General features: G+C 68.1%; 19 protein-coding genes. 14 read left to right on the forward strand and 5 right to left on the reverse strand.

The features are described from left to right. Nucleotides 1-106: 106 nt before the first annotated feature. From K3A85_RS10405 to K3A85_RS10440, 8 genes are read left to right on the forward strand one after another with little or no spacing between them, the layout of a single operon-like run. Nucleotides 107-733 (forward strand): CatB-related O-acetyltransferase, encoded by a 627-nt coding sequence (locus K3A85_RS10405; RefSeq protein ID WP_225206442.1) that lies wholly within the window; start codon nt 107-109, stop codon nt 731-733. Further along, nucleotides 733-1,608 (forward strand): glycosyltransferase family 2 protein, encoded by an 876-nt coding sequence (locus K3A85_RS10410; protein ID WP_225206443.1) that lies wholly within the window; start codon nt 733-735, stop codon nt 1,606-1,608. The genes K3A85_RS10405 and K3A85_RS10410 overlap by 1 nt, the downstream gene beginning before the upstream one ends. Nucleotides 1,609-1,610: 2 nt before the next feature. Continuing rightward, nucleotides 1,611-2,621 (forward strand): glycosyltransferase family 2 protein, encoded by a 1,011-nt coding sequence (locus K3A85_RS10415; RefSeq protein ID WP_225206444.1) that lies wholly within the window; start codon nt 1,611-1,613, stop codon nt 2,619-2,621. After that, nucleotides 2,618-3,433, forward strand: coding sequence for an ABC transporter permease (locus tag K3A85_RS10420; RefSeq protein WP_225206445.1), 816 nt, complete (start codon nt 2,618-2,620; stop codon nt 3,431-3,433). Before K3A85_RS10415 ends, K3A85_RS10420 begins: the two co-directional genes overlap by 4 nt. After that, entirely contained in the window at nt 3,433-4,668 is a 1,236-nt protein-coding gene (locus tag K3A85_RS10425; RefSeq protein ID WP_225206446.1) for an ABC transporter ATP-binding protein, read from the forward strand. The genes K3A85_RS10420 and K3A85_RS10425 overlap by 1 nt, the downstream gene beginning before the upstream one ends. Then, nucleotides 4,665-5,837, forward strand: a complete 1,173-nt coding sequence (locus tag K3A85_RS10430) for a glycosyltransferase family 2 protein (protein ID WP_225206447.1) — start codon at nt 4,665-4,667, stop codon at nt 5,835-5,837. Before K3A85_RS10425 ends, K3A85_RS10430 begins: the two co-directional genes overlap by 4 nt. Further along, nucleotides 5,830-7,161 (forward strand): glycosyltransferase family 2 protein, encoded by a 1,332-nt coding sequence (locus K3A85_RS10435; protein WP_225206448.1) that lies wholly within the window; start codon nt 5,830-5,832, stop codon nt 7,159-7,161. Before K3A85_RS10430 ends, K3A85_RS10435 begins: the two co-directional genes overlap by 8 nt. Beyond that, nucleotides 7,158-8,117: a glycosyltransferase family 2 protein gene (locus K3A85_RS10440; protein WP_225206449.1), complete on the forward strand. Its 960-nt coding sequence runs from the start codon at nt 7,158-7,160 to the stop codon at nt 8,115-8,117. The genes K3A85_RS10435 and K3A85_RS10440 overlap by 4 nt, the downstream gene beginning before the upstream one ends. Nucleotides 8,118-8,129: 12 nt before the next feature. Here the strand turns inward: K3A85_RS10440 and K3A85_RS10445 are convergent, their stop codons facing one another. The 4 genes from K3A85_RS10445 to K3A85_RS18025 form a co-directional block, all read right to left on the reverse strand. Beyond that, nucleotides 8,130-9,413, reverse strand: a complete 1,284-nt coding sequence (locus K3A85_RS10445; protein ID WP_225206450.1) for a porin family protein — start codon at nt 9,411-9,413, stop codon at nt 8,130-8,132. Nucleotides 9,414-9,475: 62 nt separating this feature from the next. Further along, entirely contained in the window at nt 9,476-10,618 is a 1,143-nt protein-coding gene (locus tag K3A85_RS10450; protein ID WP_225206451.1) for a Coenzyme F420 hydrogenase/dehydrogenase, beta subunit C-terminal domain, read from the reverse strand. Between the two features lie 95 nt (nt 10,619-10,713). Beyond that, nucleotides 10,714-11,952: a polysaccharide pyruvyl transferase family protein gene (locus K3A85_RS10455; protein ID WP_225206452.1), complete on the reverse strand. Its 1,239-nt coding sequence runs from the start codon at nt 11,950-11,952 to the stop codon at nt 10,714-10,716. A gap of 177 nt (nt 11,953-12,129) precedes the next feature. After that, nucleotides 12,130-14,046 carry a right-handed parallel beta-helix repeat-containing protein gene (locus tag K3A85_RS18025; protein ID WP_263624789.1) on the reverse strand — a complete coding sequence of 639 codons (1,917 nt, stop codon included), beginning with the start codon at nt 14,044-14,046 and terminating at the stop codon, nt 12,130-12,132. A 302-nt stretch (nt 14,047-14,348) separates the two neighbouring features. Between K3A85_RS18025 and K3A85_RS10470 the strand changes: the two genes are divergently transcribed. Genes K3A85_RS10470 through K3A85_RS10480 form a run of 3 tightly spaced genes read left to right on the forward strand, consistent with a single transcriptional unit; the run spans nt 14,349 to nt 17,256 of the window. Then, entirely contained in the window at nt 14,349-15,215 is an 867-nt protein-coding gene (locus K3A85_RS10470) for a polysaccharide biosynthesis/export family protein (RefSeq protein WP_225206453.1), read from the forward strand. A gap of 11 nt (nt 15,216-15,226) precedes the next feature. Continuing rightward, nucleotides 15,227-16,558: a Wzz/FepE/Etk N-terminal domain-containing protein gene (locus K3A85_RS10475; protein WP_225206454.1), complete on the forward strand. Its 1,332-nt coding sequence runs from the start codon at nt 15,227-15,229 to the stop codon at nt 16,556-16,558. Beyond that, nucleotides 16,555-17,256 (forward strand): CpsD/CapB family tyrosine-protein kinase, encoded by a 702-nt coding sequence (locus tag K3A85_RS10480; protein ID WP_225206455.1) that lies wholly within the window; start codon nt 16,555-16,557, stop codon nt 17,254-17,256. The genes K3A85_RS10475 and K3A85_RS10480 overlap by 4 nt, the downstream gene beginning before the upstream one ends. Nucleotides 17,257-17,318: 62 nt before the next feature. Here K3A85_RS10480 and K3A85_RS10485 read toward each other — a convergent pair whose 3' ends face one another. Beyond that, a complete protein-coding gene (locus K3A85_RS10485) occupies nt 17,319-18,647 on the reverse strand; it encodes an nSTAND1 domain-containing NTPase (protein WP_225206456.1) in 1,329 nt (442 codons plus the stop codon). 310 nt (nt 18,648-18,957) lie between these two features. On the opposite strand from K3A85_RS10485, the gene K3A85_RS10490 reads away from it, so the two are divergent. Genes K3A85_RS10490 through K3A85_RS10500 form a run of 3 tightly spaced genes read left to right on the forward strand, consistent with a single transcriptional unit; the run spans nt 18,958 to nt 22,683 of the window. Then, nucleotides 18,958-19,989, forward strand: coding sequence for a right-handed parallel beta-helix repeat-containing protein (locus tag K3A85_RS10490; protein ID WP_225206457.1), 1,032 nt, complete (start codon nt 18,958-18,960; stop codon nt 19,987-19,989). Nucleotides 19,990-20,020: 31 nt separating this feature from the next. Next, entirely contained in the window at nt 20,021-21,253 is a 1,233-nt protein-coding gene (locus tag K3A85_RS10495; RefSeq protein WP_225206458.1) for a glycosyltransferase family 4 protein, read from the forward strand. Beyond that, a complete protein-coding gene (locus K3A85_RS10500; protein ID WP_225206459.1) occupies nt 21,250-22,683 on the forward strand; it encodes an O-antigen ligase family protein in 1,434 nt (477 codons plus the stop codon). The genes K3A85_RS10495 and K3A85_RS10500 overlap by 4 nt, the downstream gene beginning before the upstream one ends. The last annotated feature ends 53 nt before the right edge of the window (nt 22,684-22,736 follow it).

The following is a 22,736-nucleotide window of genomic DNA, read 5'->3' on the forward strand; positions in this document are numbered from 1 at the left end:
GGAACTCGATGCCACACGCCGTGTTTGTTACGGGGCTGCCGGCGGCGGGTGGGAGCGTCAGGCTCCGCCGATCCCACCTGCCTGCGGCGCCCGCAGGGAACGAACGATGACAAGCGCTCTTCGCAATCTTGCCGAAAAGGTGTGGCTTTGGCGCCAGCGCCGAAGCCAGTTCGACAACTTGCGTCTGCGTAAGTGGTTCCGACAAAAGCAAAGAATCGACGTCGGGCTCTACAGCTACGGCTGTTTCGACCAGTGGCGGATGCCGGGTCCGCTGATCATCGGGCGCTACTGCTCGATCGCCAACACCGTCCGCTCGGCGCCGATCAACCATCCCTTCGAGGCGCTGACCACCCATCCGGTGCTGTACGAGGCGCGGTTCGGCGTGGTCCCCCGCGACATCGCGTACGACGATCCGCAAGTGATCGAGGACGATGTCTGGATCGGCCACAACGCGATCATCCTGCCCTCGTGCCGCCGGGTAGGGCGCGGCAGCATCATCGGCGCCGGCGCCATCGTCACTCGCGACGTCGCGCCCTACACGATCGTCGCAGGCAATCCCGCGCGCGTATTGCGCCAGCGCTTCGAGCCTGCGCTGATCGAGGCGATCGAGGCGAGCCGGTGGTGGGAGCTCGATCCGCCGGCGCTGGCGAGGCTCGCGGCCGAGGACGACAGCGTGCTGCACCATCCGACCGTGGCGAACATCGAGGCCCGCTTTGCGAAGGTCCGGCATTGATGCCCCCGCGCGCCTCGGTCATCGTCCCGCATTACAACGACCTCGACGGGCTCGACCGTTGCCTCGCCGCATTGTCCCGGCAGACGCTGCCGCGGGACGACTACGAAATCGTCGTGGCCGATAACGACAGCCCGGTGCCCGCGGCTGAACTGAAGCGCGTCATCGCGGATCGCGCCCGGCTAGTGACCGCCTACGAGCGCGGCGCGGGTCCGGCGCGCAACACGGGCGTGCAGGCAAGCGAAGCGCCGCTGCTTGCCTTCACCGACGCCGATTGCATCCCCGAACCGGACTGGCTCGAAGCGGGCCTGCGCGGCCTCGACCGGCTCGATGTCGTCGGCGGCCGGGTCCGCGTGGCGACGACGCCCGGGCGCGAACTTACCGGCGCCGAGGGGTTCGAACTGGTCTTCGCCTTCGACAATCGCGCCTACGTCGAAACCAAGGGTTTCACCGTCACCGCCAACATGTTTTGCCGGCGCGCAACGTTCGACACCGTCGGCGCCTTCCGCAACGGCGTCCCCGAGGACGCCGACTGGGGCCACCGCGCGGTGCGGCATGGCTTCAGCATCGGCTATGTGGCCGAGGCGTGCGTGTGGCACCCGGCGCGGGCGGACTGGACGCAGTTGCAGCGCAAGTGGGAGCGGCTCAACCGCGAGGCCTATGCGGCGACCGAAGGCCGCAAGTGGCGGCTTCTCAACTGGCGGCTGCGCGCGCTCGCGCTTCCCGCATCGGTGCTTTTCCATGCGCCGCGCGTGCTGGGGCACGACGCCCTGCCCGACTGGCGGGCGCGGATGGTGACGCTGGCGGCGCTGGCGCGGATCCGGCTGTGGCGGATGAAACACGCGCTGCAACTGGCGTCGGACGGCGCAGTCGCGTGAGCATGGCGCAAGACGACGAGCTGATCAGCGTGATCGTCCCGGCCTACAACGCCGAGACGACCCTGATCGAGACGCTGCGCAGCATTTCGGCGCAAAGCCATGCCGCGATCGAAGTGCTGGTGATCGACGATGGATCGAGCGACCGCACGGCCGAGCTCGCCGAGCGCTATGCGCGCGAGTACGACCAACGGGTTCGCACGGTCCGGCAGGACAATGCAGGCGTCGCGGCGGCGCGCAACAAGGGCGCGGCGCTGGCGCGATCCGACCTCCTCGCCTTCGTCGACGCCGACGATCTCTGGGCCCCGGACAAGCTGGCGCGCCAGCGCGCGGTGCTGGAGGCCGCGGGGCCCCAGGCGGGGCTTTGCTACACCTGGTACGCGATGATCGATGCCGAGAGCCGCATCTTCTATTGCGAGGACTTCGTCGAGCGGTCGGGCTGGTTGCTCGACGCGCTGCTGATCACCAACTTCATCGGCAACGGCAGCTCCGCGCTGGTGCGCCGCGCGGCATTCGAGGCCGCGCGCGGGTTCGATCCCGCCCTGCGCGCGGCCGGCGCGCAAGGCTGCGAGGACATCCTGTTCTATTGCCGCGTCGCCGAGCATTACGCCATCGTCGTCGTCCCGGACTACCTTGTCGGCTATCGCCAGTATCGCGAGAGCATGTCGGGCGATCTTGCCGCGATGCTGCGCTCGTGGCTGCTGGTGGTCGACGAGATGCGTGCCCGCCATCCCGGCAAGGAGCGCCTGCTGCGCGAGGGCGTGCGGCGCTATGGCCGCTGGCTGGTGCGACGCGCGATTCACTGGCGCAGGCCGGTTGTCCTTACCCGCATCCTCGCACGTCTCGCCCTCGCCTACCCGGCCATCGGCGCAAGACTGGCGCTGGTGGAAGCGCCGCGGACCTTCTACGACCGGGTTCGTCCCGCCGCAGATGCCGCCGCCGCTGAAGGCCGGCCCGCACCGCGCGCACGCTTTGCGATCGGCGCGGACTACCTAGCGGCGAGCACACCTGCATGACCCGCGCAACCGCAGCGAGCGCAGTGTCGCCCTCCTCCCCTTCGACGCGAAGCCTGCAGCAGCGCCTTGACCTGCTGGTCCAGCTCGTGCTGCGCGATCTGAAGGTGCGCTACCAGCGTTCGTTGATCGGGATCGGCTGGTCGCTGCTCAAGCCGCTGAGCCAGTTGATCGTGTTCTCGATCGTGTTCACCCGCGTGCTGCCGCTCAACATCGAGAACTACACGACCTTCGTGTTCACCGGGGTGCTGGCGTGGACCTGGTTCAGCGGGTCGATGACGGCAGCGGTGGGATCGGTCACCGCGAACAAGACGCTGGCAATGCGGCCCGGATTCCCATCAGTGCTGCTGCCGACCCTGGTGGTGGCGAGCCAGGGCATCCATTTCGTGCTGGCGCTGCCGCTGCTGCTGCTGTGCGCGGCGATCGACACAGGCTCGCTCGCGCTTGTGCCGCTGCTGGCGCTGCCGTTGGTGGTCGCGCTCCAGGCGCTGCTGACGCTGGGGATCGCCTACCTGCTGGCAGCGCTTCACGTCTATTTCCGCGATGCCGAGCACCTGACCGGGATCGCGATGATGCTGGGCTTCTACGTCACGCCCGTGTTCTACCGCCCGATCCCGGCGGGAGCCGACCTCGAGTTGCTGACCACGGCCAATCCGCTCGCCTGGCTGCTGCGCTGCTATCGCGAGGTGCTGGTATCACACCACCTGCCGCCCGCGATGACCATGGCCGAACTGCTTGCGGTCAGCGTGCTCGCATTCGGGATCGGCCTCGCCGTCTTCCGCCGCGCGGCGCTGCGCTTCGACGAGGCGCTGTGATGCGCGGTGCGATTACCGTCTCGAACCTCGGCAAGCGCTACCGCAAGCACGATCGCGGTCGCCCGAGTTCGCTCAAGGGGCGGATCCTCTCGGGCTACAAGCAGCAGGCGCAGAGCGCGTTCTGGGGCGTACGCCATGTGACGTTCTCGGTCCCGCCGGGGCGGGCCGTGGGGATCGTCGGCACCAACGGCGCGGGCAAATCGACCTTGCTGCGCCTGATCGGTGGGGTCGGCCTGCCCGACGAAGGCAGCGTGACGATCGAGGGTCGCATCGGCGCCCTGCTCGAGATCGACGCGGGCCTGACCGAGGACCTGACCGGCCGGGAGAACGTCCGTCTGCTTGGGGTCATTGCCGGCCTGCTGCGCAGCGAGATCGACGAACGGATGGACGCGATCATCGCCTTTTCCGAACTCGCCACCTTCATCGACGAGCCGGTTCGCACCTACAGCACCGGGATGCGCATGCGGCTGGCGTTCTCGGTCGCGATCCACACCGGCCCCGACGTGTTGCTGGTCGACGAAGTTCTCGCCGTCGGTGACCAGGCCTTCCAGCGCAAATGCATCGCGCGCATCCGCGAGATGCAGGCAGGGGGCTGCACCATCCTGTTGGTCTCGCACGACGAAGCCCAGATCCGCACGATCTGCAGCGATGTCCTGTTCATGCGCGAGGGACGCGTGCTGGCCTATGGTCCGCTCGACGCGACGATGGCGCGGTACAGCCAGACGCAGGCGCCCGACGCCCCGACTGCCCCGGCACACGGCGGCGAAGAGCGTGGCGCGCGCGGGCCGATCGCGCTGGAGAGGATTGCCGTGCACGACGACCGGGGCCGCCCGGTCGCCACGATCGCCAGCGGCGAAGCGGTGATGCTCCATGCACAGGTCCGGCAAAACGGGCTGGCGCTCGGCCCGATCGTCGGCTTCGCGATCCACGATGCGCAGGGCACGGTGTGCCTGCAGACCAACACTGCGCTCGGCGGCGTCTCGCTGGGGGCCTTCGAGAACCTCGCGGTATCGCTGCGGATGGAACGGCTCGACCTAGCGCCCGGCGCCTACACCGTTTCGGCCGGACTCTATTCGGGCGACTGGCAGACGATCTTCGATTTCGTCAACGAGGCCGCCCGCTTCGATGTGGTCGGTGCGCAAGTCGAGGCCGGAGTCGTCGCACCGCCGATGACGTGGAGGACCGGGGCGCCCGCCGACCAGCAGCACGCTGCAGGGACAGAGGCCGCGGAATGAGCTACGCGGTGCTCGAGCTCGATCTTGCCGATCTGCCCGATCGTCTCGACGTCGATCCGCGCCACGACGGGGCTGCGATCCTGCTGCGGGTCGCCGGCAGGATCGCTGGTCAGGCCATCCTGGGACTTCCGCTTGGTGACGCCGACGCGCCCTTGCGGGATGTGCTGCTGGCGCACGCCGATTGCACCGCCTGGGAGTCCTGGCTGGCCTGGCGCCTGGGCGTTCCCGACGACAGCCCGCCGCGCGGCGCGCCGGTCACCGGAACGATCGCGATCTGCACCCGCGACCGGCCCGACGACCTCGCCACCTGTCTCGAAGGGTTGATGCAGATGGCAGGCGAGGCGCCGATCCTGGTGATCGACAACGCACCGCGGACGGACGAGAGCCGCGCGGTGGTCGCGCGTCATCCGGCAGTCCGCTACGTCGTCGAACCGCGCCCCGGCCTCGACAATGCGCGCAACCGCGCCTTTGCCGAGACCTCGACCGACGTGGTCGCGTTCATCGACGACGATGCGCGCCCGGATCGGCACTGGTTCGCGCAGCTTCTCGCCGGCTTTGCCGACTCGACGGTGCTTGCGGTGACCGGGCTCACCCTGGCGAGCGAGCTCGAGACCGAGGCGCAGATCGCCTTCCAGCGCATCGGCGGCCTGTCGCGCGGCTTCCGCCGCCGCGAATTCGACGCCGGTTCGTGCGATCCCTTCTTCGCCTGGGAAGCGGGCGTGGGCGCGAACATGGCCGTGCGGCGCAGCGCGCTCGACCTCGTCGGTCCGTTCGATCCCGCACTCGATGCGGGCTCCGCATCGCTGGCCGGGGGGGACTTCGACCTGTTCCGGCGGATCATCGGGCACGGCTATCGCATCGTCTACGACCCGCAGGCGCTCAACTGGCACCGTCACCGGCGCACGCTCGACGAATTGGCGCACCAGGTCTTTTCCTACGAAGCAGGCGCGTTCGCGATCGTCACCAAGACGCTGCTGAAGGAGCGCAACCCCAGCGCCGCGACTTTCGCCGCGCGCTGGTTGCGCCACCACTTCGCGGCGCGCCTGCGGGAGCGGCGCGCCCCGGCGCTGCCCGAACGCGAGGTCGATTATACGCGGCTGCAGGGGCGCGGCGCGGCGAGCGGGCCGGGGCGATACCTGCGCGCGCTGCGGCAGGTGCGCCATGGCTGACCCCGCGATCAGCATCGTCGTCCCTTCGCACAACCGGCGCGACCTGCTGGCGGCGTTGTTCGCGGCGCTTGCGGCGCAGGCGCCGGGCACGCCGGCGTTCGAGGTGATCGTGGTCGCCGACGGGTGCCGCGACGACACCGTCGCCTGGCTCGGCGCGCAGCGCGAGGATTTCGTACACAGGGTGATCGAAACGCCGGGGCGCGGTCCCGCCTTCGCCCGCAATCGCGGCGCCGAACTGGCCCGCGGCGCGATCCTGCTGTTCCTCGACGACGACGTGATGCCTTCGCCGGGGCTCGTCAGCGCCCATGCCGCGATGCACCGGCGGGAGGCCGGGACCGCGGTGATCGGCCCCTATCCCCCGTGGCCGCACCCCGGCGAGGACATCTTCCGGGCGCGCATCCGCGCGAGCTGGCTCGAGCACTTCGCCGCGCTGCGCCGTCCCGGACACCGTTTCGGCTTCCGAGACCTGCTGACCGGAAACCTTTCGATCGCGCGCAGCCTTTGGCGCGAGATGGGCGGGCTCGACGAGGCCTTCGCAAGGGCGCGCGAGGATCACGAACTGGGCGTGCGGCTGATCCGCGAGGGCGTGCCGATCCGCTACTGCGACGAGGCCTTCGCCTGGCACCACGAACACCTGACCTCGAGCCTGCGCCGCGCGTTCCAGCGCGCCAGCGACGAAGGGCGCTCGGACGCGCTGCTTGCGCTCAAGCACCCGCACCTGCGGCGGTCGCTGCCGGTAACGCGCACCGCGATGGTCCCGCGCCGCCGCATCACCCGGACGCTGTTGCTGGGGCGCAAGGGCGCCGTCGCGCTGCGGCTCAACCCGGTCGCCATCGCCGCGCTGCGCGCGCTCGAGAAGGTCGGGTCGCGGCAGAGGCACCGGCGGCTGTTCAATGCGCTGCACAGCCTCTCGTACCATCGCGCGGCGGGCGAGGTGCTGGGCGGACACTGGTGGAAGATCTTCCCCGACGAGGCCCCGACCGAACCGGGCCTGCGGATCGACCTGCAGCAAGGCCTCGCTGCTGCCGAAGCCGCGCTGGACCGGGCTCGCCCGGCGAGCGTGCTGGTTACGTGCGGCGACGCCGAGATCGCCCGGCTGCCTGACGTGCCGGGCTACGAACCGTGGGCGGGACGCCATCTGCGCCAGGCGCTGCTCGAGCGCGCAAAGCCCGCGCGCCTTCTCGAAGCGCTCGACGGTCGGGATGCGACAACGCTGCCGAAGCTGCTCGAGCCGGCAGCGCCCAGCTTCTTCCACACCGCGGGCTTCAACGCCTTCGTCCACGAAAACGCGCTGCAGTGGGCGCGCGCCAGGAACCGGACATGACGATCGCACGACTCCCCGAAGCCGCCCTCGCGCCCAGCTCGCCGATTGCGGTGTGCATCGTGGCGTTTCGCGACAGCGCGATCGTTGCCCAGTGCCTCGCAAGCCTCGAACGTTCGTCCTTCGCCGACTTCGAAGTGGTGATCTGCGAAAACGGCGGCCCCGAAGCCTTTGCCCGGCTGGAGGCGGCACTTCCGGCGCGCCTTCCCGGCGGCCAGGGCGTGACCTGCCTGATGGCGCCGGGCAATCTCGGATATGCGGGCGGCGTGAACTTCGCGATCCGGGCGCGTCCGGGGGCCCGGGCCTGGTTCGTGCTCAACCCCGATGCAACCGTGGCGCCCGACGCGCTGGGCGAACTCGTGGCGCGGCTCGAGCGGGGCGACTGCGACGCTGTCGGCGGCGTGCTGCATTACCCCTCGGGCAAGGTCCAGGCCTATGGCGGCCGCTGGCGCGGCTGGCTCGCCCGCGCAGAATCGATCGGCCAGGGCCGGTCGGTCGAGGAGATCGCCGACGAAGCCGGGGTCGAGCGCGAGATGAACTACCTGCTCGGCGCCGCGATGCTGATCGACCGCTCGTTCGTGGCCCGGGCGGGGCTGATGCAGGAGGACTATTTCCTCTACGCCGAGGAGATCGAATGGTGCCTGCGCGCGCTCCGGTCGGGCGCGCGGCTGGGCTTTGCGCCGAGCGCGCGGATCTGCCACGGCCAAGGCGCGACCACCGGTTCGGCCGACCCGATCCGCAGCAGGCCGAAGCTGCCGATCTTCCTCGACGAGCGGAACAAGCTGCTGGTGGTCCGCGACACGACGCCCGCGCGCCTGCCGGTGGCAATTCCGCTGGCCGCCGCGCTCGCGTTCCTGCGGTTTGCGCGACGCGGCGCGCGCCGACAGTTCGCGTACGCGCTGCAAGGTTGGTGGGACGGCGCGCGCAATCGGCGCGGCGTGCCGGCTTGGCTGCGCTAGCCCCGAGGCGGCCTAAAAGCGCAGGCTGGCGGTCAGGCCGACCTGGACCGCATCGTAATCGAGCGCGGCGAGGTCGGAGCGGCGACGCTGGCCCTGGACATAGCCGGCGAAGTTCAGCCGCTGCGATTTCTCGAAGCCGAGCGCCAGCCCGAGCTGATCGGTGCGGTCGTTCGCGGCAAGCGGAAAGCCCGCGCTCTGGACTTGCGCGAAGTCGCGCTCGCGGCGCAGGGCGGTGAAGGTGAGCCGGGTTCGCGCGGTCAGCGCCCGTTCCACCTTGCCGCTGTAGATCGTCGTGCGCGCGAAGTCCGAGCGGAAGCCGGCCGAGACGTCGATCGAACGGGCGGTCGCCACGGAAACGCGCGTGCTGCCGCCCACCCGCAATTGCGCGGCGATGTTCCAATTGAGACCGTCGAAGCGCGACAGATCGCGGCCCGGAACCGAGACCCTGGTATAGGTGACCTGGCCCTGGACCTGCAGCCTTGCCCCGAGCCGGCGGTCGAGCTTGGCGCCGATGTAGGAATAATGGAACCGGTCGGTCGCGGCGAACAGCGGGTCGCTGGCGCGATCGGTATAGTTGAAATCGGTGCGCCCCGCGAACACGCCGATCCGGCCGAAGGCAGGGCTCGCATAGGCAACCCCGCCCCCGTAATCGAACACGTTGGCGTTGTTGAACTTGCGCACCTCGGCGCTGTTGCGCAGCTGTCGGTAATTTGCGTAGGCGTTCGGCTCGATTCCGACCGCCGCACCACAGCTGATTGTGCCGCCGACCCGCCATTGCGTCTCGGTATTGACGATGGTCCCCTCGCCTCCGTCGATCAGCGTCCCGTCGTCGTTGAGGATCTGGAGGTCGCCGAGGTCGGTCTGCCGGCGGGCGATGCCGGCATTGAGACCGACGTCGCAGATCGCGATGCGGCGTTGCGCGGTGGCGTTAAGGTCGATCCGTTCGCGGTTGAGCCGCGAATTGCGCAAATAGAAATTGTAGCCGACCGAGCCAGCCAATGTGAATGTCGCCGCAGATGTGGGGGCGACGATGTCGGCATTGATCGATGGCGAAAGGACGAAGTCCGACTTGTCGAGGTTGCGCCGCTCGGTCACCGCATCCGAGGCGCGCGCGACGTTGCTGTCGTAATGGGCATCGACCGCGCCGGCGATGTGAAGGCGCGGCGCCGGCCGGTCGAACGTCAGCCCGGAAGGGTCGAAGGCAAGAGCCGAAGGATCGAGCGTTTGCGCAAAAGCGCCCGGTGCAGCGCCCAGCGCGAGCAGCAACGACAAGGCGCGCACGCCGCGATGCGACACTCCAATGGTCCTGCCTGCAATCATCCGTGCCCCCTTTTCTCGCAAGATCCGGTCCGCCCCGCCTAGCTGCGCGCCGATTTGCGGGCCAGCCGGCGAAGCGTGCCGAAGAACGCGCGCAACCGCTCTCCGAGCGGGGCCTGCCGCGCCGCCTCGGCAACGCGCGTGCCGCGCATCTCGGGGACAGGGCGACCGAGCACCTTGCACGCCGCGACGCGATAGCGGATCGCGCGCTTGCGGCGGGCCTGGAACGGCTGCATCGCCTCAATTGCTGAAACATCAATGGGTTCCGCGACCACGGCGGCCGCACGAAGCGCATCTTCAAGGAAGGCCTGCCCGCGCTCGGTGCGCGCCTGGATCAGGCTTCGGCCATCCTGCTCGTCGAACGTGGGATAGCCGTCCGCATCGCCGAACCACGCATCGGCGCACGCGATATCGGCGCTCGCCCCCACAGCGTCGGGGCAGATCTTGCAGCGGAACTGCACTTCGCGGCTGAGGTGCTCGCCCCAGGACTGCGCGTATGTCATCGTCCGTTCCTCGCCGCGGGAGGTCACCGCGCGGGCAAGTCCTGGCCAGCCGTTGCCGCGGTAGCGGAAACCAGTCACTTCGGTGAGCGAAACCCCCATCGCGGCAACGACGCCGACGGCCCCGCGCCGGCTGGGCAACCCGCCGCAATAGAAGGAGAGAATCAGCGGGACCCGTGCCGCCACCCGGGGGTCATGAAGCGCAAGGCGGCGCAGCGCCGAGACATCGCACGGCTTCCCGACGAAGGCGAAGCGCCGCCCCGCGGCGAGCGCGCCATCGATCGCCGCGAGCGGCGAGGACGGGGCATAGCGCGACCCGCTGCCCGCCTCGACCTCTGCCCCCGTGCGCGACCAGCGCATCCGGTTGCCGAGCGGGTCGTCCGGGTCCGGCTCGACATGGAGGACCGCTTCGACCAGGCCCGATGCCAGCGCGTGGGCGAGCAACCCCGACAGCGCCCCGCCCGATGCGCCGGCAAAACGGAGGACCGGATCGGTCGCGTGACCGACAGAAGTCGAGAGCGCGGGGCCCCACAGCGGATCGGGCCCCCTCGCCGCACCCGGCACGTCCGTGTCCCACGACGCGACGGCGAGCCCCGGGCAGGCCTCGGCGACAAGCGTTTCCATCGTCGGGGAGAGCGGGCGCGACTGGACCGGGCGTGCAAAGCCCGGATCGCGCATCGTCATCGCCACCGCGCCCCGGGAGATCCCCGCACAGAGGCCACAGCCCGAGCAAAGATTACCGTCTGCTACGCGCTGCAGGGCAGGCGACGCGAACGCCTTCATGCCTTCGCCGCCACTGCGCGGGCAAAGACCTCGCGCAGACCCGCGCGGTAGGTGTCCATCAGCGGTCGCACCTTTGCTCGCGCCTGTTCGACGTCGCGCGCCAGCTGGTCGCGGCGGTCGATGGCGTCGAGGACATGCTGGACCGCGCGCGGCGCATCGTAACCCGTTTCAGGCAGGCGCACATCGTATCCGAGCAGTCCGAACAGCCCGCTGAACTTGCGGCTATAGGCCACCGGCACGACCGGCGTCCCCGACGAAAGCGCCCCAATGCAGGCGTGCATCCGCGCGGCAACGAGCACATCTAGCCCGGAAATGAAGCTCTTGGCCTGCGACGGACCGGCGAAATCGGGCACGCGCTCGGCCCCCGGAAATTCCGTGGCGAGGCGGTCGGCAAGGCGGGAATCGTCATCGCGCGGGTCGCGTGCACTGATTGCATGGGCGATAAGGAACACATCGACATCGGGACGCGCGCAGAGTTCGCCGAGCAGCGCCCGGGTCATTGCGGCATAGTCGTAGGACAGGCCGAAGCGGTTGGTTCCCGCCTCCGCCTCGTGGAACAGCAGGCCCGAGGCATTGACTCCGACGCGGACGCGCCGTCCGCCGCGGGCGACCGAATGGTCCTCGTAGGGCAGTTCGAACGCCACATCGACCGCAAGCCTCACGTCGGCGCGCGGTGTCATCGCGCGCGCAACGTCTGCCGAGCGCCGGTCGCGGGCGAAGACGATCGCGCTGCGCTGCATAGCGCTTGCCGCGAGCGCACGGTAGACGGGCTTCTCGAACGGGCCGATGGTCTGCGGCGAGAGCACGAGCGGGACGTCGCGCCACGACGTCATCATCTTGGTCAGCCAGAGGAAGGCGAAGCGCCGGGGCCCATAGATGTCGGCAAAGCTGTCGCCTGCCCCGATGTCGAGCATGCAGTCGAGCGCGCGCACCGATGCGAGGAACCCGTCACGCGCTAATAGGGTGCGTCGGTTGATCGCGAAGACTTCGGTATCCGGAAGGTCGAGGGTCTGGGCATCGCCGCCGATCGGGGCATAGACCACGAACCGCGGGGCGAGACCGAGTTCGAGCGCCGCCTCGCGCGCAAGAGCGTGATTGGCGACGGTAAGCGCGCCGATCCCGAGATTGCCAGAGTCGAGCGAATGCCAGGCGAGCCCGATGCGGATCGGCCGCGCGGCACGCGGCGCAGGCCTTGGATGCGGCATGGCTTCGACGCGCGCAGCGACCGGAGCCAAGGTCGGCGAGTTGGGCAAGACGGCACTCCCGGGAAAGACAGACGAGCCTGCAGACAGCCCCCACAGGGCCGCATAACTCGTTGTTCTGGCTTATGTTCCCGGGCCGATGCCGAAACCGCGCACAGGGGTCGGGCATCGGCGGGCGCCTGTTGGCCGCCCGCCGATGCCCGCATGGGGTCAGAGGATGAAGAACGATGCGTCGATGCTCGTCACATCGTGGAGAATGATGGTAAAGTCGGCCACCTTGTCACCGTTGACGTCGCCCATCACCTTGGCGTCCGTCCCCGAAACGACGTAGCGCAATTCACCCGCATGGCCGGTGAAGGCGCGGGTGCCGATGAACTTGAACGGATCGTCGGCGGTGGTCTTGGTATTGGCGTCGATCAGCGAGAGGCTGATCCTGTCGCCCTCGGCCGCGTTGAAATCGTTGATCACCGATACGAACCCGATCGCGTCCTTGCGGAACAGGAACTGGTCGGCGCCGCCCTCGCCCCACATCAGGTTGTTGCCCGCGCCGGCGTCGAGCGTGTCGTTGCCCGCGCCGCCGAAGAACGTGTCGTTGCCGGTGCCGCCGATGAGCGTGTCGTTGCCGTCTCCACCGTACATCGTGTCGTTGCCTGCTCCGCCGGTCAGGCGATCGTTGCCGGCGTCGCCGAACAAGGTGTCGTTGCCGGCCTGGCCGTCGAGCCCGTCGTTGCCGGCGCCGCCGTAGATCGTGTCGATCCCTGCCGAACCGGTGATCTGGTTGTCGAGCGCATTGCCGGTCACGGTAAGACCTTCGGCCGCGAGCTGCAGCTTCTCGACATTGTCGGGGAGCTTGTAGTTGATCGACGTGATGACCGTGTCGGTGCCCTCGCCTGCGAGCTCGACCACCACGTCGCGGCTCGATGCGACGACGTAGGTGTCGTTGCCGAGGCCGCCGACCATGCGGGTGTTCCCGGCACCGCCCGAAAGCCAGTCGTCGCCGGCAAGTCCGTTGAGCACGCTGTCGCCGCTCAGCGGCGCGGCAAGATTGTCGTTCCCCGTGGTGCCGTTGATGTTCACGGCGAGGCTGCCCGTGTCGAGCGAGCCCGAGAGCGATGCGAGGAGGCTCGAGGTGAGCGCGCCACCGCCGAGCGACTGCCACAGCGAATAGAGCGCAGAGCCACCGTCGCTCACCACCGACAGGGCGAGGTTGCCGACCGGCGTCGCGACCTGCTTGCCGTTGACCATGTAGATCTGCGCGCCGTTGCCCGACCATTCGAGGGGATTGTTGACCGAGATCCACGACTTCTGGTCGGCATAGCCCGCAACGATGTTGTTGGTGATCTTGAGGTTGCTGGCATTGCTGACCGCGATGCCGTTGTAGAGCCCGCCGATGATCTCGTTGCCGCTGATGACGACGTTCGTGAACGGCAGCTTGGTCGATTCATCGCGCATGAAGATCCCCTGCATCGGGGTTCCGTTGCCGCGCATCACCAGGTTGTTGGTGATCGTGATGTTGCTGGCGACCGCGGTCGTGTTGGTCGTCCAGAACTGGATCGCGTCGGGGTGGTCGCCGGCTGCCGGGAAGAAGTCGGTGAACTTGTTGCCGGTGATCAGGATGTCCGAGTTGCCGCCGCCGCGCACGCCGTCGGTGCGAATATCGCGGAAGGTGTTGTTGGCGATCGTCACGCCCTTGTTGTCTAGCATGTTGATGCCGTAGCGGACATGCGAGACCGACGAATTGCGCACGGTCACGTCGGTGCTCGAGCGGATCATGAAGGGATTGGCGGTGTACCCGGCATCGCCTTCCTGTCCGACGAGCTTGATGTTGTCGAATACGATTTTCGACGAATCCTTGACCTGGAAATCGTAGTCGGTCGTGGCGTCGACATCCTTGAGCACCACGCCCGAGAAGGTCAGCCCCGAACTCTGCGTAACCTTGAGTCCGAGCAGTTCGGCAGGGTTCGCGGCGTCGGCAGAAGCGACCTTGACTCCGCCCGAGCCGAAGTTGAAGCCGAGCAGGCTGACGGCGGAGTACGTTCCAGAGGCAAGGTACACCGTGTCGCCTGCCTGCGCCGCGCGCAAGGCAGTGGTCAGCGCCGAGGCGCTGTTTACCTGAAAGTCCGTCATCGAAGATAATCCCGTCCAATCGCGCCGGCCCCCAGCGCCGGCGTCGCCCCGAATTTAAGTGCATGATATAACAGTGAAATTTAGAACCTTAGTTAGGCGTCCTTAACCTTCGGCGCCGGCCCTCTAGGCGCAGGCCGCAGGGAACGGGGGTTCGTGGCGACGGGTCGTGCGATTTTTTGCATATCCTGAATTTATGCAACGTTATTAGGTTCTTATGCAGGAACCAGACCGACCCGGCGGCGTTGGCGGACGAGGTCGGGGCATGCACCCGGCCGGATTCCTGCGAATCGATCGGACCACGCGTGAAGACACTGCTCGCTACCGCCTCCCTTCTGCTGGGCGCCGCGCCCGCCCACGCGCAAACGGCCCTGCCGTCGCCGCTCGCACCACCTGCACCGATTGCCGCTGCAAACGGCCAGGCAAGCACCCAGGCCAGCCCTGTCGCCAGCGCTGCTGCCGAGGCAGCGCCGACGCAGGGCTACGTGCTTGGGGCGGGCGACACGATCGAGATTTCGGTGCTCGGGACCGACACCTTCAATGTCCGGACCCAGGTCCAGCAGGACGGCACCATCGCGCTCCCGCTGATCGATACGGTGACGGCCGCCGGGAAAACCGCGCAGCAGCTGCGTAACGAAATCGCAGGGAAACTGCGCAGTGGCGGGTACTTTGCCCGACCGGCGGTCAACCTTACCGTCACCAGCCCGGTCAGCCGCACGGCCACGATCCTCGGCCAGGTCCGCACTCCCGGCGTGGTCATTCTCGATCGCCCTTATCGGCTCTCGGAAGTGGTGGCGCGGGTCGGTGGCCTCAAGGACCAGGCGATCGACGCAATCACGCTGACGCACCGCGATGGATCGTCGCAGAAGGTCTCGCTGCGCCAGATCGCCACCAGCGGTCCAGAGGCCGACCCCGTGCTGGTCGACGGCGACAAGGTCTTCGTCGCGCCGCCGGAGACGTTCTACATCTACGGTCAGGTCAATGCGCCGGGCGCCTATCCGATCGTCGAGGGCATGACCGTACGCATGGCGCTCGCGCGGGGCGGCGGGCTGACGGCGCTGGGCAGCCAGAACAAGGTCAAGCTGATCCGTAACGACCGTGAACTGAAGGTTCGCCTGTCCGAACCTCTCCTGGCCGGCGACGTGATCGACGTCGGCGAACGTTTCTTCTGAGGAGTGCGCCGGTGAGCCTCGTCCAGATTTGGCGCATGCTGCGAGCGCGCCGGACCGTCATCGCAGCCCTGCTCGTGGCCGGGGGCCTGCTCGGCGCGATCGTCTCGCAAGTCCGTCCCGATCACTATACCGCGCGTACCCGGATGGTGATGAAGGCGACGGAGCCCGATCCGGTGACGGGCGAGGCCGTGCCGGTGCGCAACATCCAGGCCTATGCACAGACGATGGCCGAGCTCGTCCACGACGACAACGTCGCGGCGAGCGCGGCCGAAAAGCTCGGCTGGCAAAACGATGCTGCGATGCAGGCCGCTTATCGCGCCGATCCTTCGGCAAGCTTCCCGATCTGGCTCGGCCGCTTCGTCTCGGCCAACACCGAAGGCAAGATGCTGGCCAACAGCAACATCTTCGAGATCAGTTTCACCGCCAACGATCCGCAAACCGCGCGACTCGGCGCCAATGCGGTGCGTGCCGCGTTCATCGAACGGACCGCGGCCACGCGGCGCGAGGAAGCGCAGCGCAATGCGCAATGGTTCGGACGGCAGTCCGACGATCTCAAGCGCCGCCTCGCCGATGCCGAGCAACGCAAGGCACAGTTCGAGCGCGCGAACAACGTCGTGCTGCAGGACGACAACCAGGACACGGAGTCGGCCAAGCTCAAGGCGCTCGCGGCGAGTCCGCCGCCTGCTTCCCCCGCCGTCGCCTCCGCGCCCGTCGCCGCCGCCCCCTCGTCGGGCCAGCTCGCCGCGGTGGACGCACAGATCGCCAGCCTCCAGCAGACCCTCGGGCCAAATCACCCGCAGATGGTCGCACTGCAGCGCCAACGCGCCGCGCTCGCCGCCGCGGTGGGCCGCGAAACCGCCGCTGCGCGTCCGGGCGCAGTGCAGCAGGGGCCGTCGCTCCAGGCAATGCTCGACGCACAAACCCGCAAGGTGCTCGCCTCTCGCGGGCTGGTGGGCCAGGCGCAGATGCTCGCCGGCGAAGTCAGCGTGCTGCGCGACCAGTTGACCAAGACTCGGCAGAAGGCCGCAGACTTCCAGCTCGAGGCGCAGACCACCGAGACGCGGATCGAACCGCTCGGCGAAGCGGTCACCCCGATGTCGCCGGATTCGCCGGGGACCTGGCTGTTCATCCTGATCGGCCTGATCCTGGGCGGCGGACTCGGGCTCGCGATCGGACTGGGGCTGGAGATGATTTACCGGCGAATTCGCGGTGAGGAGGATCTTGCGATCGACGGGGTGCCGCTGCTTGGCAGCATGGTCGAACGACGCAACGACGAAGGCGCCGACGAGCGACTGTTCAAACGCCTCGGCCTCAACCAGCCACAACCGGAGCCGGCCACATGAACGCCCAGATTGCCACAGCACTTCATCCGCCTTCGGTCGCAGGCGACCAGGCACCGGCGCAGCGTTTCTATTTCTCGAGTTCGCTGGTGAGCCTGGCCGGCGAGGACACGCCGGCAATGCAGGCTTTCGCCTCGCTTCGCGCCAACCTCCTGTCCGGACACTTCCGCGTCGGCCGGCGTTCGCTCGCGGTTTGCTCGCCCACCGGCGATGCAGGTTCCACCTTCGTCGCGGCCAACGCGGCCTTCGCCATCGCGCAGACCGGGATCAAGACGCTGCTGATCGATGCCAACCTGGCGAGCCCCGGGCTCGAGAAGTACGTGATGCCGCCCGAGCCGGGCCTCGGATTGCGCCAGATGCTCCGCAGTGGCGACATGCCCGTCGACTACGTCTGCTCCGACGTCGTGCCCAACCTCTCGATCCTGTTTGCGGGTGGCGGCGGCCCGAATGCGTCGGAGCTGATTGCCGGGCGCGAGTTCAAGGCCGTGCTCGACGAGCTGGTGCGGGACCACGAGTTCACGATCATCGACACGCCGCCGGGCAAGCGTTCGCCCGATGCGATCCGGATTGCCACGGCGGTCCGCTACGCGCTCGTCGTCGCGCGGCGCGACGTCAGCTACCTCGCCGACGTGCAGGATCTCGTCACCGATCTTGAAGCGGCGCAGACCAATGTCGTCGGTACCTTCCTGACCGACTTCTGACGCACTTCTGGCATCGCGAGCGCGCGACCGACCGGATCATCCGGGGGCGCGCTCCGCGATCGTTACTCCGGGACCGCTGCCTTGAGCAGCGGGGCCTCGCGCGACTGATCGAGTGCGGCGCGCATCCAGAGGTAGACCGGCAGCCCGTCCTCGACGAAGGCCCCCTCGCCTTCTCCACGGCGCACCAGGCCGCGGCCCAGCGAAAGTTCGTCGAGCGCGCGCGCCTCGTCGGCGTCGGAGAGCGAAAAGATCCCGCCGCTTTCGAGGCTGCGGCGGGCAAGGTCGACCAGTAGCGGGCCTTCCTTGCTTTCCGAAGCGCTGCGCGCGAGGCGCAGCAGCGCCGGATTGAGCCGCAATTCGATTTCGCCGACCGCCTGCTCGACTGCGGCGTCGATGTCCGCGAGAGTGATGGTCTTGCGCCGCGCCTCGAGCGCGAGGAGCGAGGCGTGGTGCGCCAGCAGGCTGGCGATGTAGGGGAGCCCGAGCGCGAGCGCGACGATGCGTTCGCGCGCTTCGTCGGCGAAGCGCAAGCCGCTGCGGTCCGCGCCCCGACCGACGAGCTCGCGGACTTCGGCGGCTTCCATGTTTGGAACGCGGATGGGCAGGATGTTGCGGCGGATCGACGGAATGTGCTCGACGATCTCGTCGATGTTCTGCGCTACGCCGGCGATGACCAGTTGCACCGGGGCTGCCCGGTCGGAAAGGTTCTTGATGAGCTCGGCAACCAGCCGGCGCACGTTGCCGTCCTCGACGCGGTCGAACTCGTCGAGGATGACGAGGACCTGCGTGCCAGAGATCCTCGTGAAGGCCTCGCTCAGCAGCGGCACGGTGATCGGTTCGTCCTGGTAGAGATCGGCGAAGGATAACCCCTCCTCGACCTCGCTCGCCACTGGATCGTAGTCCTGGTGGAACAGCAGCGGAATGTCCGAAAGGACAGCGCCGAACAGTTCGGCGAACGTCACGTTCTGCCCGCACGAGCCGTAATGCACGATATAGCGCGCCTTGCGCGCCATCGCGTTGAGCACGTGCAACGTCGATGTCTTGCCGATCCCGCGCGTGCCGAAGATGATCACGTGCATGTTGCTGTCCTCGACCGCGCTGATGAGCGATCTGAGCAGCCGTGTCCGTCCCGAATAGAGCTCGCTGTCGACGATCGGGCGCGAGGGCGAGAACGCACCGCGCACCTTGCTGCGCATCGCCTCGATCTGGCTGTCGCGCGGGCGGGTCCGGGCCGATGCCTTGCGGAACGTCGGGAGCCTGCTCTGCTCCGGTTCGGGCGCGGCGATTTCGAGGAGCGGCGCACTCTCGCGCTCGGGCAGTTCGCGGGCCGGTTCGCGCGTGCCGAAAAGTCGTGTCAGCCAGCCGCTATGGCGCATGTCGATGCCTTGCATGAGGGGGTCGGAATTTTGCTATCAGAACTTAAGTGACTGTCGTCAAAGGTTCTTTGCAACCAAATCGCGCGTCGCGCGTATTTGTTCCGACCGACGCGCGTTTTGTTCGCCGGGTGCCTTGGCGTGGACCGGAGCGCGGGCACAATCGTGTTTGCCAGACGGAGTTGGACCCGCGCCGATGTCGCCCCTTGCGCACTCGTCCCCCTTCCCTGCGGCCCGATTCCAAACGCCGCGGCTGCTGCTGGCAGGGCTCGCGCTGTCCTTGTCGATCGTCGCAGGCTGCAGCGCGCGCGGAGCGGAAGGGGGCATCGTGCGCGATGCCGATGACCTCCAGCGCGCGATCCGCAAGGCGCAGCCGGGCACGACTATCCGGCTCGGAGGCGGGCTCTACGGTGCGCTCGACCTCGGCAAGCGGAACCCGGTGGCCGGACCCGTATCGATCGTCTCGGCCAGCGCGAACGATCCGGCGGTTTTTTCGAGCATCAAGGCCCGCGGCATCGACGGGCTGACCTTGTCACAGATCCAGGTCGTCGCTCCCGCGCACGATCCGAAGCGGCCCTATCTCGTCGACATCGAAGGCGGTTCCGACATCGTGCTCGATCGCATCGGGGTGCGCGGAGCGGGGGGGGAGGATCGGCTGCGCGAATATGCGCTGTGGCTGCGCAATGTGGCCAGGGTCGAGGTGCGCGACAGCGCGTTCAGCGGCACGCGCTATGGCATCGGCATACTCGATGGCAAGCAGGTAGCGATCACCAACAACGAGCTCTCCGGGATCCAGACCGACGGTATTCGCGGCGGGGGGATCGACGATCTGACCATCAGCGGAAACGTGCTGACCGGTTTTTCCCCGAAGCCGGGCGAGCATCCCGACGGCATCCAGCTCTGGTCGACCAACCAGACGGTGCCCGCCAAGCGGATCACGATCCGCGACAACCTGATAGCGCGTGGCGAAGGCGGCATGACGCAGGGGATCTTCGTTCGTGACACCAACAACGCGCTGCCCTTCGAGGATCTCGTGATCGAGGGAAACCTGATCGTGGGGTCGATGTACAACGGGATCGCGGTGCTAGGGCTCAATCGGGGGCGCATTGCCAACAACCGCGTCGTGCCCTATGGCGACCAGAAGGCGTGGATCCGCGTGGACAAGGCCGCCGATGTCGAGATCCGGGGTAATGCCGCGCCGCAGTTCCTCGCCGACGGCAAGGCCGCGACTTTGCGGGACAATGTCGCCGGGACCCGCCCGGTTGCGAGCGCCGGCGGCGAAGTGCGAGCCTGGCTCGCCAAGCGCGCCTGGCTGAAGGAGCGCGCCGGGCCGCACCTCGCAAGGCTCGTCGCCGAATGACCCGTCCCGCAGGTCCAGCCGAAGGTGCCAGGTGACGGTCGTCCTGGTCAGCCCGTTCGTCGACCCCGAAGCGGTGGGCGAGCCCCGCTGGTGCTATGATCTGGCAAAGGCGATCTCGGCGCGGACCGAAGTCGTGATCGTCGCGCAATCGCCGCACAACCGCGACTTCTCCGTCGGCGATCTGTTCCCCGGCGTCGAGGTGATCGAGCATTCCCCGTGGAACCTCGATTTCCTGCCGTCGCGGATCGATGCGATGGCCAAGCCCAATTTCCTGCGCTTCTATCCCCGCGCGCGGGCCGAGCTGAAGCGGCTGATCGCATCGCGGCGGCTGCGTTGCGCGCACCATTTCGGCCCGCTGGGATTGCGCTTCCCCTCGCCGCTGCACGGACTGGGCTTGCCCTATGTCTTCGGACCGCTTGGCGGAAGTCTTCCGCCCCCGCCCGGCTTCTCCATGCCGCGGAGCAAGCAACCCTGGTTCGTCCGGTTGCGCTCGCTCGATTCCTGGCGGTGGCGCCATGACCCCCTGCTGCGTTCGAGCTACGAGGATGCGGCCTGCCTGGTGGGGGTCGCTCCGTACGTCGCGCAGCAGCTTTCCGACCTCCGGCTGAAACGCTTCGCCAGTCGCTCCGAGGTCTGCGCGCGAACCCAACCCGGGATCGACGAGGCGGTCGCCGAACGTGCGGCGCGCAGTTTGCCGACCTTGCGCCTGCTCAGCGTCAATCGGCTGGTCCCGGGCAAGGGGGTCCAGTTCGCGATCGCGGCGCTGCGCCGCGTAGCGCCGGAGATCGACTGGGCGCTCGACGTGGTCGGCGACGGCCCGATGCGTGCGGATCTCGAGGCGCAGGCGCGCGCGGCCGGGCTTTCCGAAAAGATCAGGTTCCACGGTCACGTGCCACGATCTGCGGTGGACGACTTCTACCGCCGCGCCGACCTGTTCCTGTTCCCCAGCGTCCAGGAGCCGAGTGGCGCAGTGATTTTCGAGGCGATGGGCTGGGGCCTGCCGATGATCGGCGCTGCCTATGGCGGCCCCGCACAGCACCTGCGGCCCGACTATGCGATCAGCGTCGACGTCGCGAGCGAGGACGCGTTCGTTGTCGGCCTGGCCGCGGCGATCGAGGACCTCGCCCGTTCCCCGGAGCGGCGCGCGGCGATGGGCCGAGCAGCGGCAAGCGCGGCGCGGAACGATCATTCGCTCGATGCCGCGGCGGAGTTCTTTGTCCGGCTCTACGACGAGATCGGCCTGCCGCGGAGCGAGCCGAAATGAATGCGCTGGTCGACCATTCGCGCCGCGCCTTCGATCGGAGGCTGGCGCGTGCCCGCGATCGCCGCACCAAGCCCGGCGCCCAGCCGGTCGTATCCGCGATGGCGACACCGAAGATCGGTACGCAGGAACCAGCAGCGACGGCGACCTGGATGGAAAAATCGCTGATCGGGTTGTTCCTGATCAGCTTGTGCCTGCCGCTGTCGGGCAGCATCGGTCCCCTGCGCCTTCCGCCCAGCACCGCGTTCCTGCTGATTGCGTTCCTGCCGATGTGCTTCGTCTGGCTGGTCCGGCGCCGAAACAGTCTGTCGCTGCCCGACCTTCTCGTCTGGCTGTTCTGGCTGTGGGCCACGGCAGCGACCATCGCCGTGTCGGGGCTGGAGGCCAATGTCCAGGCGATCGGCCTTCATCTGCTGCAAACCATCGGCGCCTTTGCCGTCGGACGGGTGCTGGTGCGCAACGCCGCGACGATGCGAGCGATGATCACTGCGGCAATCCTGATCCTCGCGATCGCGACCCCCTTTGCGCTTTACGAATTCACCGCCGGGCGACCGCTGATCCTCCAGCTGTTCTCCAAGCTCGGTCCGACGCTGCCCCCGGTGCAGATGACCCCCCGGCTCGGCTTTCAGCGGGTCCAGGCTTTTCTCGAGCATCCGATCCTGTTCGGCATCTTCTCCGCGACGCTGATGACGCTGGTGTTCGTCGGCTTGCGCCGCACCCGGCCGCTGCTGCGTTGGGCCGGTGCGGGCGTGGCCATCCTCAACGCCGTGCTCTCGCTGTCGACGGGTGCGCTGCTGGCGGTGAACATGCAGTTCGGTTTGCTGCTGTGGAACCGCCTGCTTCGCTCCTATGACAAGCGCTGGCATCTGCTCGCCGCGCTTACGGCGATCGGGTATGTCGCGCTCGACCTGGTGACGACCAAGACGCCGTTCCACACCTTCGTCCGCTACGCCACGTTCAATTCAGGATCGTCGTTCAACCGCATCCGCATCTGGGAGTACGGGACGGCAGAGGTCGGACGCCACCCGCTGTTCGGGATCGGCATGGGCGAGTGGGAGCGCCCGTCGTTCATGAGTTCGAGCATGGACAACTTCTGGCTTGTACAGGCCGTCCGCTACGGCCTGCCGGCCCTGTTGTTGATCGCTTCGATCCCCGTGGTGATCCTGCTGCGCTCGCGCCTGCGCAAGGACGCGCCCGACGATGTTCGGGCGCTGATGCTCGCCGGGAACGTGGTGATCGTCAGCACCGCGATCGCTATCTTCAGCGTCCACATCTGGAACTCGACCTATGTCTGGTGGATGTTCCTGCTCGGTGCCTGCGTATGGTTCACCCTACCCGGGACGAACGATGCCCCTGCGGACAAGCCTGCCCGCGGGGTTGCGCGGCTTTCCCAGGTGTCAGGCTCGGCTCGCCAACCCGCGCGGCGCCGGTGAGCCTGCCCGCAGCGCCGCGCCCGCGGCTCTCCCAGCCGGTGCCCACCGCTTAC

Origin of the sequence: Novosphingobium huizhouense, assembly GCF_020179475.1 — a bacterium.
GTDB classification, from domain to species: domain Bacteria; phylum Pseudomonadota; class Alphaproteobacteria; order Sphingomonadales; family Sphingomonadaceae; genus Novosphingobium; species Novosphingobium huizhouense.

What these genes read in the sequence shown, in the direction of transcription:
- K3A85_RS10405 (WP_225206442.1), top strand. Translation starts at nt 107, where the DNA reads ATGACAAGCGCTCTTCGCAATCTTGCCGAAAAGGTGTGGCTTTGGCGC.
- K3A85_RS10410 (WP_225206443.1), top strand. Translation starts at nt 733, where the DNA reads ATGCCCCCGCGCGCCTCGGTCATCGTCCCGCATTACAACGACCTCGAC.
- K3A85_RS10415 (WP_225206444.1), top strand. Translation starts at nt 1,611, where the DNA reads ATGGCGCAAGACGACGAGCTGATCAGCGTGATCGTCCCGGCCTACAAC.
- K3A85_RS10420 (WP_225206445.1), top strand. Translation starts at nt 2,618, where the DNA reads ATGACCCGCGCAACCGCAGCGAGCGCAGTGTCGCCCTCCTCCCCTTCG.
- K3A85_RS10425 (WP_225206446.1), top strand. Translation starts at nt 3,433, where the DNA reads ATGCGCGGTGCGATTACCGTCTCGAACCTCGGCAAGCGCTACCGCAAG.
- K3A85_RS10430 (WP_225206447.1), top strand. Translation starts at nt 4,665, where the DNA reads ATGAGCTACGCGGTGCTCGAGCTCGATCTTGCCGATCTGCCCGATCGT.
- K3A85_RS10435 (WP_225206448.1), top strand. Translation starts at nt 5,830, where the DNA reads ATGGCTGACCCCGCGATCAGCATCGTCGTCCCTTCGCACAACCGGCGC.
- K3A85_RS10440 (WP_225206449.1), top strand. Translation starts at nt 7,158, where the DNA reads ATGACGATCGCACGACTCCCCGAAGCCGCCCTCGCGCCCAGCTCGCCG.
- K3A85_RS10450 (WP_225206451.1), bottom strand. Translation starts at nt 10,618, where the DNA reads ATGACGATGCGCGATCCGGGCTTTGCACGCCCGGTCCAGTCGCGCCCG.
- K3A85_RS18025 (WP_263624789.1), bottom strand. Translation starts at nt 14,046, where the DNA reads ATGACGGACTTTCAGGTAAACAGCGCCTCGGCGCTGACCACTGCCTTG.
- K3A85_RS10480 (WP_225206455.1), top strand. Translation starts at nt 16,555, where the DNA reads ATGAACGCCCAGATTGCCACAGCACTTCATCCGCCTTCGGTCGCAGGC.
- K3A85_RS10485 (WP_225206456.1), bottom strand. Translation starts at nt 18,647, where the DNA reads ATGCAAGGCATCGACATGCGCCATAGCGGCTGGCTGACACGACTTTTC.
- K3A85_RS10500 (WP_225206459.1), top strand. Translation starts at nt 21,250, where the DNA reads ATGAATGCGCTGGTCGACCATTCGCGCCGCGCCTTCGATCGGAGGCTG.